We start from the raw sequence: 11826 nt of genomic DNA, 5'->3' as shown, positions 1-11826 counted from the left end.
GGGCAATTGCGCATGCGAAAACTGTATTTCACCCCGACCACTGGGTAAGATGTCGCCCCTTCCCCCGCAGCCCCGTTCTGCACCCGCCGAATAAGCCGATTCCATGCCTTTCGAACTCAGCGTTGACCTCACCACCCTGGCCATTCTCGCCGTAGTGGCTTTTATTGCCGGTTTCATCGATGCCATCGCTGGCGGTGGCGGGCTGTTGACCACTCCGGCGTTGCTTACCGCCGGGTTGCCGCCGCACCTGGTACTGGGCACCAACAAGCTCAGCTCGACCTTCGGCTCGGCCACGGCCAGCTTCACCTTCTACCGGCGCAAGCTGTTCCACCCGCGCCAGTGGGTGCACGCCATCGTTGGTACGCTGATCGGTGCGCTAACCGGCGCCGTGGTCGCGCACTACCTGCCCGCCGAGTGGCTGAACAAGATGCTGCCGGTGATCGTGTTTGCCTGCGGCCTGTACCTGTTGTTTGGCGGCACGCCCAAGGCGCCGCTGGACAGCGATGCGCCGATCCGCAAGAAGTGGCAGTCGACCCAGGGCTTCACCCTGGGCTTCTATGACGGAGTGGCCGGCCCCGGTACCGGTGCATTCTGGACCGTCAGCAGCATGCTCATGTACCCCATCGACCTGGTGAAGGCCAGCGGCGTGGCGCGCAGCATGAACTTCGTCAGCAACATTGCGGCGCTGTCGGTGTTCGTGTTTTCCGGGCAGGTGGACTGGATCATCGGCCTGAGCATGGGCCTGTCGGTGATGGTCGGGGCATTTTTCGGGGCTCGCACCGCCATCAGCGGCGGCGCGAAGTTCATTCGCCCGGTGTTCATCACCGTGGTGCTGGGCCTGACCGTGCGGTTAGCCTGGCAGCACTGGTTCAGCGTGGCCTAAGCGGCGGGCCACGTAGACGTCGATCAGGTAACGGGCAATCGAGCGCGACGCCGGCAATGGCGGCAGCTCGTGCACGTTGAACCACTGGGCGTCTTCGATCTCGTCTTCCTGGCAGACAATTTCGCCCCCGGCATACTCGGCGTGAAAGCCCAGCATCATCGAGTGCGGGAACGGCCAGCACTGGCTGCCCAGGTACTGGATGTTCTGCACTTCAATCTGTACTTCCTCGCGCACCTCGCGCACCAGGCACTCCTCGGCCGACTCTCCTGGCTCGGCAAATCCGGCCAGCGTGCTGTAGACCCCGGAGACAAAACGCGGTGAGCGCGCCAGCAGGATTTCATCACCACGGGTGATCAGCACGATCATGCTCGGGGAGATCCGCGGGTAGCTGCGCAAGTCGCAAGGTGCGCAGTACATTGCCCGTTCCCGTGGCACCTGCTGCATCGGCTGGCCGCAATTGCCGCAGAAGCGGTGCTCGCGAGCCCAGGTGCCGATTTGCGCGGCATACCCCAGCACCTTGTAGAGCGTGTGATCGCCTTCGAGCATGAACGCGCGCAGGCCTTTCCAGTTGCAGCCCGGTACTTCGCTGCTACTGCGCAGCTCCAGCAGGTACACCGGCTCACCGTCCAGATGGCCGATGCCATGCTCCGCCAGTACCGACAGATCCTGGCGTTTGAGCCATTCCCGGGGGAACAGCGCGCCGTTGTCGTCGTACAGAAAGCCTTCGGGGCTGCGGGCCACGGCCCAGCCGCCGGGATGATCAGTGTCCAGTACTGCAGTGGTCCAGCGTGAAGTCATGTTTATTCAATCCAGAAATTCGGGTTTCTGTTTACTCATATGGGCGGCCATGGCCACGCGCAAGTCGGTGGATTGCAGCATCGCGGCATTCCAGGTGGCGACATACTCAAGGCCATCATCGATGCGATGGTCGCGCATGTAGCTGATCATTTCCTTGGTGCCAGTGATGGCGATCGGTGACTTGCTGGCGATCTCACGGGCAATGCCCAGCACGCCGTCGAGCAGGCTGTCCTTGTCGCTGTAGAGGCGATTGACCAGGCCCATGTCGCGCGCCTCCTCGGCGCCAAATGAGCGACCAGTGTAAGCCAGTTCGCGCAGCATGCCGTCACCGATGATGCGCGGCAAGCGTTGCAGGGTACCGACGTCAGCCGCCATGCCGATATCGATTTCCTTGATTGAAAACTGCGCGTCCTCAGCTGCGTAGCGCATGTCGCACGCGGCAATCAGATCGATCGCACCGCCCAGGCAGTAACCCTGAATAGCCGCGAGCACCGGCTTGCGGCAGTGGTCGACAGCGGTGAACGACGCCTGCAGGGCAAGGATCTTGCGCCGTAACAGGCGGGCATTGCGCCCGACATCCTTGCCCATTTCATTGGCGACGCCGGCCAGCATCATCAGGTCGATGCCCGAGGAGAAATGCTTGCCTGCACCACTGATCACCACCGCCCGCACTTCGTCGGTGTCGTCGATCCACTGAAAGATCTCGATGATCTCGCTCCAGAACGCCGCGTTCATCGAGTTGATCTTTTCCGGGCGGTTGATCTGCACATGGGCGACTTTATCCGCCAGTTCGACGGTGAACGCAGTGTACTGAGACATGGCAGTGATCCTTGACCTGGGAAAAATAAGGCCCGAACTATAACAAGGCTACCTGTCCCCCAGTAAGGCAGTGGTTCGGCCAAATGCGGGACTGGCCTGCACGCACCACAGCAGTGCAACGAAGTTGTCACAGTCCGCCCATTATTGTGACCCGCCGGTCATATTGTGAGGCGCCATGCAAAAAAAACTGCCCTTCGTCGGTGCGTACACCTATCGAAGCGCTCAGGCCGTTACCCTTTGAAACGGATTGTCGAACAATTTGTCCATCTGGACTGGCCCGCTCTAGGTTCTGGCCTAGACTCATTTCTGGTGGGTAAAACCGGTCGGTCACAGGTCGGGAAAATAGAAGAAACTTTTGCCGCTGGCGGCAGGTCAGCTTAAAGGTGGGTGAGTTGCGGATGGTTCGATCCTTGCAATAGCCCTCTCCAGCCATTGTGCTTCAACGCGTTGGCAGCCTTTGCTCACCGACGCGGCGCGTTTGCGCCCGGCCACAGGGATAGGCCTAAAGACACCGTTGGTGGCAGTCCTGGAATTAGATCAATAACACGGGAGATCCAAATGATCAGTGCGGCTTTAGATATTCAGGGAGAACGTGCTCATCAGCAGGTCGGCGAGTCGAGCACCGTCAATGCGCAAGCAGCTTCACCAGTCATCGTGCCCAGTGCACGTACGCTGACACCGGTAGCCAGTCAGAATCCGAACAAGAAACGCGTGTTGTTCGTTACCTCCGAAATTGCCGACCTGGTCAAGACCGGCGGCCTGGGTGACGTGTCCGCCGCGCTGCCGCGAGCGATGGCGCACCTGCACGACGTGCGAGTGCTGATTCCCGGTTATCCGCAGGTGCTCAACAGCGAGAATCCGATCCATATCATTGGTGAGCTCGGTGGTCATGCAGCACTGCCACCTTGCAAGATCGGGCGCATGGACATGCCTGATGGCCTGGTCATCTACGTCCTGATCTGCCCCGAACTCTACGAGCGCGAAGGTTCACCCTACGGCGCCAACAATGGCCGGGACTGGCCCGACAATCATATTCGCTTCGCCCGCCTGGGCTTGGCCGCTGCCGATATTGCTGCCAACCTGGCGCAGATCCACTGGTGCCCGGACCTGGTGCACGCCCATGACTGGCCAGCCGGCCTGGCGCCTGCCTACATGCACTGGCGCGGCCAGCGCACCCCGACGCTGTTCACCATTCACAACCTGGCCTATCAGGGCGTGACCAGCCTGGGTTCTTGCCCGGAGTTGGGCATCCCGACCCATGCCCTGCAACAGGAAGGCATGGAGTTCTACGGCAAGATGTCGTTCCTCAAGGCCGGTATGGCCTACGCCAGTCACATCACCACAGTCAGCGCGACGTACGCCCAGGAAATCACCACGCCGGACTTCGGTTGTGGCCTCGACGGTTTTCTCGCCGCCAAGACCCAGCAAGGCCTGCTGAGCGGTATTCCCAACGGCATCGACGAAAGCTGGGACGCGGCGACCGATCCACACCTGTTCTGCCCCTTCAGCATTGGCGACTGGGACGGCAAGGCGGTCAACGCTGCGCACGTACGCGAGCTGTTCGGCCTGGATGACTCCGAAGGTCCGCTGTTTGCGGTGGTTTCGCGCCTGGTCTATCAGAAGGGCCTGGACCTGACCGAAGCAGTCTCCGAATACATCGTGCAGTCAGGCGGCCAGATCGCAATCATCGGTCGTGGCGAGCCGGAAGAAGAACAAGCCATGCGTGAACTGGCCCTGCGTTTCCCCGGCAAGATCGGCGTGCGCATCGGGTTCAACGAAACCGACGCCCGACGCATGTTTGCCGGCAGTGATTTCCTGCTGATGCCTTCGCGCTACGAACCTTGCGGCCTGAGCCAGATGTACGCCCAGCGTTTCGGCTCGTTGCCGGTGGCACGCAATACCGGCGGCCTGGCCGACACCATTGAAAACGGCGTGACCGGCTTCCTCTTCAACGAATCCAGCGCCGAAAGTTATCAGGAAGCCCTGAGCCGCGCGTTCAAGGTATTTGCCTATCCGCAACTGCTCAACGCCATGCGTTGCCGGGCCATGGCTGCACCCTTCAATTGGTGCAAGGCCGTGGAACCCTACGCCGAACTTTACGAACAACTGGTCGCCAAGGCGCTGGGAAAATCGCACCGACAGTAAGAGGATGCTTTAGAGATGCCGTTACGGACCCTTGAAACCTGGCCCCACGGCGCAATTATGCTGGACGCAGAGCACACGCGTTTTGCCTTGTGGGCGCCAGATGCGTTTGACGTCAGCGTCGAACTGGAAGATGGAAAATCCTTACCACTGCTGCCCCAGGCTGATGGCTGGTTCGTGATAGAGACGCGCTGCCCGGCCGGCACGCGATACCGCTACAACATCGATGGCAGGTTGCAAGTCCCGGACCCGGCCTCCCGGGCTCAGGCCAGTGGCGTGCACTTGCACAGCGTGGTGGTCGACCCCAGCGCCTATCAATGGCAACACACCCGCTGGCAAGGTCGGCCGTGGACCGAGGCAGTGATCTACGAGCTGCACGTCGGTGCACTCGGTGGCTTCGTGGCCGTTGAGGAGCACCTGCAGCGCCTGGTCGACATGGGCATCACCGCGATTGAACTGATGCCCCTGGCGCAGTTTCCCGGCAAGCGTAATTGGGGCTATGACGGCGTCCTGCCCTATGCACCCCAGTCGTCCTACGGCACCCCCGAACAACTCAAGCATTTAATCGACACCGCCCACGGCCTTGGCCTGGCGGTGATTCTCGACGTGGTTTACAACCACTTCGGCCCCGATGGCAATTACCTGCATTGCTACGCCAAGGGCTTTTTCAACCAGGACAAGCACACCCCCTGGGGCGCGGCGATCGATTTCCGCCGCCGCCAGGTGCGCGACTTCTTCATCGATAATGCGCTGATGTGGCTAATGGAATATCGCTTCGACGGCTTGCGCCTGGATGCAGTGCACGCCATCAAGAGTCCGGATTTCCTTCACGAACTCGCCCAACGAATCCGCGAGCAAACCGCCCCGTCGCGCCACGTTTGGCTGATGCTGGAAAACGAACACAATCAGGCCAGCCTGCTGGAAGAGGGCTTCGATGCGCAGTGGAACGATGACGGCCACAACGCGCTGCACGTGCTGATCACCGGTGAGACCGAGGCCTATTACGCCGACTACGCCGAGCAGCCGACCCAGCAATTGGCCCGATGCCTGAGCGAGGGTTTTGTGTTCCAGGGCCACATCAATCGCCATGGCGAGACCCGAGGTGAACCGAGCGGGCACCTGGAGCCCACGGCGTTTGTGCTGTTCCTGCAGAACCATGATCAGATCGGCAATCGTGCCTTTGGCGAACGCCTGCATCAACTGGCGCACCCCGATGCGTTGCATGCGGCCACCGCGTTGCTGTTGTTGTCGCCGATGATTCCGCTGATGTTCATGGGCGATGAGTTCGGTGCTGAAGAACCGTTCCTGTTTTTCACCGATCACCACGGCGAACTGGCGGAACTGGTGCGCGAAGGCCGACGCAATGAGTTTGCGGCATTCAGTGCCTTTGCCGATCCGGAAAAACGCGAGCGGATTCCCGACCCCAACTCGCCGCAGACCTTCGAAGCATCCATACCCAATCTGGCGCCTGCCGAACCCCCGGCCATCCATGCGCTGTATCGCCGCCTGCTGAGCCTGCGCCACCAATACATCATTCCCCGCCTGCCCGGCGCTTGTTCCCTGGGTGCCGACGTGCTGGGCCAGGGTGCGGTGGCGGCGCGCTGGCGCCTGGGCGATGGCAGTGAGCTGCGCATTGACCTGAACCTCGGCGACGCGCCCGTGGTCCACACTTCACAGGCCGGTGCCAAGGTGTTGTTCGAACACCCCGCACGGACAGCCAGCCTGTTGGATGAGGGGCATCTAGCCCCGTATAGCGCGCTAGTCAGCCTCAAGGCCGCACCCCCTTTGCCAACCCCGGATGGAGAGCGCCAATGAGTGATGCGCAACTGGAAATTCTCGCCAGCCGCGCCGGCCTGGCCGTCGACTGGATCGACGCCAACGGCCGCCCGCGAAAAGTAGCCGCCGCAGTCTTACGCAATGTCCTGAGCGGCCTTGGCCACCCGGCCGGCACCGCTCAGGAAATCGACGCCAGCCTGTTGCAGCTGCAAGAAGTACAACAGACTCGCCACCTGCCGCCCCTGCTCACCGCAGACGTAGGCGTCGGGGTCGACCTGGCCCATTACTTCGAACCTGAAACGCCTTGTGAAATCCACCTTGAAGACGGCTCGCGCCTCAGTCTCAAGCTGGATAGCAATTCGGTGTTGCCAGGGCTGGTGCCGGTCGGATATCAACACGTCAGCATCGACGGCCAGCAATTCACCCTGGCCGTGGCACCCGCTCGCTGTTACAGCGTCGGGGATGCGGTGGACAGCCCAATCCCCCGCGCCTGGGGCCTGAGCGTACAGCTGTATTCCCTGCGTCGTCCGGGCGATGGCGGATTCGGCGATACCCTAGCCCTGGAAGATCTGGCCCGGGTGGCCGGTGAACGAGGCAGCGAAGCGCTGGCGATCAGCCCGATGCACGCCATGTTCAGCAGCGACAGCCAACGTTACAGCCCGTATTCACCTTCCAGCCGCCTGTTTCTCAACAGCCTGTACGCCGCCCCGGGGGCCATTCTCGGCGAACGCGCGGTGCGCGCCGCCATTGACGCCACCGGTTTGGCCGCGCAATTCAAGCACCTTGAAGAACTGCCGCTGATCGACTGGCCTGTTGCCGCCGAGGCCAAGCATCGTCTGCTGCAGGCGCTGTATGAAGGCTTCGTCCAGGGTGAGCACCCGCTGCATGTCGACTTCAGCACCTTCCGTCACGCCGGTGGCGAGGCCCTGGAAAATCATTGCCGTTTCGAAGCCATTCAAGAGGCTCGCGCCGCCAAGGGTGAATCCCTCGACTGGCGTGAGTGGCCCGAACAATGGCAGGACCCGCGCAGTACTGCGCTGGCCGAGTTTGCTGAAGAAAACGCCGGACGCATTGGCTTTTTCGCTTTCTGCCAATGGCTGATCACCCGCTGCCTGGAGCGCGCGCAAACCGTCGCCCGCGGCAGCGGCATGCGCATCGGCCTGATCGCTGACCTCGCCGTGGGCGCCGATGGCGGCGGCAGTCAGGCCTGGAGTCGCCAGGACGAACTGCTCGCCTCCCTTACCGTTGGCGCACCACCGGACATTCTCAACCGTACGGGCCAAGGCTGGGGCATTTCCGCGTTCTCGCCGGAAGGCCTGGTGCGCAACGGCTTTCGCGCCTTCATCGAGATGCTGCGGGCCAACTTCGCCCACGCCGGTGGCCTGCGCATCGACCATGTCATGGGCCTTCAACGGTTGTGGGTGATCCCCAACGGCGCCTCCCCTGCCGATGGCGCCTATCTTTACTACCCGGTGGATGACCTGCTGCGCCTGCTGACCCTGGAATCCCATCGATACCAGGCAATTGTCCTCGGCGAAGACCTCGGCACGGTGCCGGAAGGCCTGCAGGAAAAACTCATTGCACGTTCGATCCTTGGCATGCGCGTGTTGCTGTTCGAACAGGACAACGGGCACTTCAAGTCGATCCTCGACTGGCCGGATAACGCCCTGGCAACGACCAGTACCCATGACTTGCCCACGCTCAACGGCTGGTGGCATGGCCGCGATATCGACTGGAACTCGCGCCTGGGCATGACCGACGGCGCCGGTGAAATCGAATGGCGCCAGCACCGCGAACGCGAGCGAGAAGGCCTGCGCCGGGTATTGGGCGAGGACCCGCAGAACTTTCGCGAAGAGTCCCACGAAACCGACCAGGTGCTCGACGCCAGCGCGCGTTTCCTGGGCCACACCCGCGCGCCGCTGGTGCTGTTACCGCTGGAAGATGCCCTGGGCATCGAGCAGCAGGCCAACTTGCCGGGCACCATCAATACCCACCCCAACTGGAGCCGGCGTTTGCCGGGCTACAGTGAAGCCCTGCTCGATGACCCCGACGCCGCCCGGCGCCTGGAACTGCTCGCCTGCGCGCGACTTCAAGCCGGTGAGCGTGACCAATGATCCAGCCAGCCATTCAACCGCTGCGCGCGACCCTGCGCTTGCAATTTCATAAAGATTTCACCCTCGATCAGGCGGTGCCGCTGGTGCCGTACTTCGCCAGCCTGGGCATCAGCCACGTCTACGCCTCGCCCTTGCTCGCCGCTCGGGCAGGCTCCATGCATGGCTATGACGTGGTCGACCCGACCCAGGTCAATCCGGAGCTGGGAGGTGAACCCGCCTTGCGTCGCCTGGTGGCGGCGTTGCGCAAACAGAACATGGGGCTAATCCTCGACATCGTCTCCAACCATATGGCCGTCGGCGGCAGTGACAACCCGTGGTGGCTGGACTTGCTGGAGTGGGGCCGACTGAGCCCCCACGGCGAGTTTTTCGACATCCAGTGGCATTCCCCCGACCCGCTGATGGAAGGCCAGTTGCTGCTGCCGTTTCTCGGTACTGACTACGGCGTCGCGTTGCAGGAAGGCACCCTGTCACTGCGCTTCGATCCGCAGCGCGGTTCGTTCCACGTCGAGCATTACGACCATCACTTTCCGATCTGCCCGAACAGCTACGGCGAATTGCTCAAGAGCGATGACGAGCGGCTGAAATTTCTCTCCGATCGTTTCAGCGCCCTGAGCTATCAGACCGACGCGCACAGCCTGGCCGTTCCTCTCAAGGAAGAGTTGCGTGAACTGGCCCGGGATCCAGCGATCCTGCAGCGCATTGAGCAGAATCTACAAGGCTTCGACTCGCTGACCCGAGACGGTTTCGAGCGCCTCCACCAGCTGCTCGAGCGCCAGAGTTATCGCCTCGCCAGCTGGCGCACTGCGGGTGACGACATCAACTGGCGGCGCTTTTTCGACGTCAACGAACTCGGTGGCCTGCGCGTTGAGCGCCCTGCCGTCTTCGAAGCCACCCATGCGAAGACTTTCGAGCTGGTGGCTGAAGGACTGATCGACGGCTTGCGCATCGATCACATCGACGGCCTGGCCGACCCCCGGGGTTATTGCCGCAAGCTGCGCCGTCGGGTGGACGCGCTGTCGCCGGACCGGCACCTGCCGATCTATGTCGAGAAGATCCTCGGCGAAGGCGAAACGCTGCACCGCGATTGGTCGGTGGATGGCACCACCGGCTACGAGTTCATGAACCAGTTGTCGCTGTTGCAGCACGATCCCGAGGGCGCCCAGCCTTTGGGCGAACTGTGGAACAAGTACAGCGAGCGCCCTGCCGACTTCCGCCAGGAAGCCCAACTGGCCCGCCAGCAGATCCTCAATGGATCACTGGCCGGCGACTTCGAAAGCGTCGCCAATGCCTTGTTGCAAGTGGCCCGGGATGACCTGATGACCCGCGACCTGACCCTGGGCGCCATTCGGCGCGCGCTGCAGGAACTGATCGTGCACTTCCCGGTGTACCGCACCTATATCAGCCCTCGCGGACGCTCCAGCGAAGACGATGTATTTTTCCAGCAGGCCATGGACGGAGCACGGCAAACCCTTGGCGAAGCCGACTGGCCGGTGCTTGATTGCCTGGCCGGATGGCTCGGTGGCAAACCATCGCGTGCCCGCCCGATCGGCCGCTCGCGCAAGATCCTCAAGCACGCCTGCGTACGTTTCCAGCAACTGACTTCACCGGCGGCGGCAAAGGCTGTCGAAGACACCGCGTTCTATCGCTCGGCAGTGTTGCTGTCGCGCAATGACGTGGGCTTCAGCACCGAACAGTTCAGCGCACCGGTTGGCGATTTCCACGAGGTTTGCCTGCAGCGCTTCGAGGCGTTCCCGGACAACTTGCTGGCCACCGCGACTCACGACCATAAACGGGGTGAAGACACCCGGGCGCGCCTCGCAGTATTGAGCGAGCGCAGTGCCTGGTATGCCGAACAGGTGCCACTCTGGCAAACCCTGGCCCGGCCGCTGCGCGATGACGACCAGATGCCGTCCACCGGCGACGAGTTGATTCTCTATCAAGCCATCCTTGGCAGCTGGCCGCTGGACCTGCGCAGTGACGATCAGCCGGCGCTTGAGGACTATGCCAAGCGCATTTGGCAGTGGCAGCAGAAGGCATTGCGCGAAGCCAAATTGCAAAGCAGCTGGAGCGCCCCGAACGACACCTATGAGCGCGCCACCCAGGTGTTTATCGAGCGTTTACTGCTGAGCCCTGACGGTGAACTGCTGCGTTCCGCCCTGGGCAACGCCGCCCAGACTCTGGCTGCACCCGGCGCCCTCAACAGTCTGGCGCAAACCTTGCTGCGCATGACCGTACCTGGGGTGCCGGACCTGTATCAGGGCAACGAATACTGGGACTTCTCGCTGGTCGATCCGGATAACCGCCGGCCGGTGGATTACCCCAGCCGCCAGCAGGCCATGCAGCAGGCGCTGGCACTGCCAGAATTGCTGACGAACTGGCGCGACGGGCGCATCAAACAGGCACTGATCCGGCGCACGCTCAACCTGCGCGCCGAGCATGCCGAGCTGTTCGCCCGCGGCACCTATCAGGCGCTGGAGGTGGTTGGAGAACAGGCGCATCGGGTGCTCGCGTTCTTGCGCGAACACGCAGGCGTTCGGGCCGTGGTGATCGTGCCGATACGTTGCGCGCAACTGCTGAAAAACGGTGCCGAACCGCTGATCGATGCGCTGCAGTGGGGCGACACCCGGGTCAAATTGCCGTTTGATGCATCCGCAGAAAATCTAAAGGGACTTTTTTCCAGCGCCACAGTCACAAACCACAGGGAGCTGAACATCAGCACCGCGCTGGGCGATTTCCCGGTCAATCTTTTAATCCAGTTTTCTACCCAAGCTTGAGTTCAGTTCAGGAGCATAGCGATGAGTACCGACGATAAACGCGTTCGCGAATTTGCCTATCAGATCTGGGAATCGGAAGGGAAACCCGAAGGGCATGAAGCCCGGCATTGGGAGATGGCGCGCAAGCTGGCGGAAGCCGAAGCACTGGCCCCCAGCAAGTCGCCGAAGGCTGCCGGCAGCAAAGGTGCCGCGAGCAAGACGGCGAAGCCGGAGGGCAAGGTCGATGACAAGCCTGGCGCCAAGCCAAAGGCTGCGGCAAAAGCCAAGCCGGCCGCTGCTGCCTCGGTGATTCCGCCGGGTGAAAAAGCCTCCGAGAAAAAACCGCGAGCGCCAAAAAAACCCGCGGTCTGACGCTCGACTATTTGATCTGAAGAAGCCTGTGGCGAGCTTGCTCGCCATCGAGGGTTCGTTTGCTTTCGAAAAACTGAAGAACGCTTGGATCCTGTGGGAGCGGGCTTGCTCGCGAAGGCGGCAGAACATTCAACGCTGGAGTTAAATGTTCTGGCCTCTTCGCGAGCAA

8 protein-coding genes are annotated in these 11826 nt (G+C 62.0%); 6 read left to right on the top strand and 2 right to left on the bottom strand.

The window, feature by feature from the left end; genetic code table 11:
* Positions 1-103: 103 nt before the first annotated feature.
* Complete coding sequence (locus tag ACYZTK_RS01365; protein WP_462012789.1) at positions 104-883, top strand: TSUP family transporter; 780 nt, start codon at positions 104-106, stop codon at positions 881-883.
* Here the strand turns inward: ACYZTK_RS01365 and nudC are convergent.
* Both nudC and ACYZTK_RS01355 read right to left on the bottom strand, forming a co-directional pair.
* Positions 851-1681: an NAD(+) diphosphatase gene (gene nudC / locus ACYZTK_RS01360; protein WP_462012788.1), complete on the bottom strand. Its 831-nt coding sequence runs from the start codon at positions 1679-1681 to the stop codon at positions 851-853. The genes ACYZTK_RS01365 and nudC overlap by 33 nt on opposite strands.
* 6 nt (positions 1682-1687) lie before the next feature.
* On the bottom strand, positions 1688-2500 hold the full coding sequence (locus ACYZTK_RS01355) for a crotonase/enoyl-CoA hydratase family protein (protein WP_462012787.1): 813 nt from the start codon (positions 2498-2500) through the stop codon (positions 1688-1690).
* Positions 2501-3058: 558 nt separating this feature from the next.
* On the opposite strand from ACYZTK_RS01355, the gene glgA reads away from it, so the two are divergent.
* From glgA to ACYZTK_RS01330, 5 genes are read left to right on the top strand one after another with little or no spacing between them, the layout of a single operon-like run.
* Positions 3059-4645, top strand: coding sequence for a glycogen synthase GlgA (gene glgA / locus ACYZTK_RS01350; protein WP_462012786.1), 1587 nt, complete (start codon positions 3059-3061; stop codon positions 4643-4645).
* 15 nt (positions 4646-4660) lie between these two features.
* Positions 4661-6457, top strand: a complete 1797-nt coding sequence (treZ, locus tag ACYZTK_RS01345) for a malto-oligosyltrehalose trehalohydrolase (protein WP_462012785.1) — start codon at positions 4661-4663, stop codon at positions 6455-6457.
* On the top strand, positions 6454-8532 hold the full coding sequence (malQ, locus tag ACYZTK_RS01340) for a 4-alpha-glucanotransferase (RefSeq protein WP_462012784.1): 2079 nt from the start codon (positions 6454-6456) through the stop codon (positions 8530-8532). The genes treZ and malQ overlap by 4 nt, the downstream gene beginning before the upstream one ends.
* Positions 8529-11306, top strand: coding sequence for a malto-oligosyltrehalose synthase (locus ACYZTK_RS01335; protein WP_462012783.1), 2778 nt, complete (start codon positions 8529-8531; stop codon positions 11304-11306). The genes malQ and ACYZTK_RS01335 overlap by 4 nt, the downstream gene beginning before the upstream one ends.
* Before the next feature lie 21 nt (positions 11307-11327).
* On the top strand, positions 11328-11657 hold the full coding sequence (locus ACYZTK_RS01330) for a DUF2934 domain-containing protein (protein WP_462012782.1): 330 nt from the start codon (positions 11328-11330) through the stop codon (positions 11655-11657).
* Positions 11658-11826 lie beyond the last annotated feature (169 nt).

The organism is Pseudomonas sp. LB3P31 (assembly GCF_054897945.1).
This window is presented reverse-complemented; position numbering and strand designations above follow the sequence as displayed.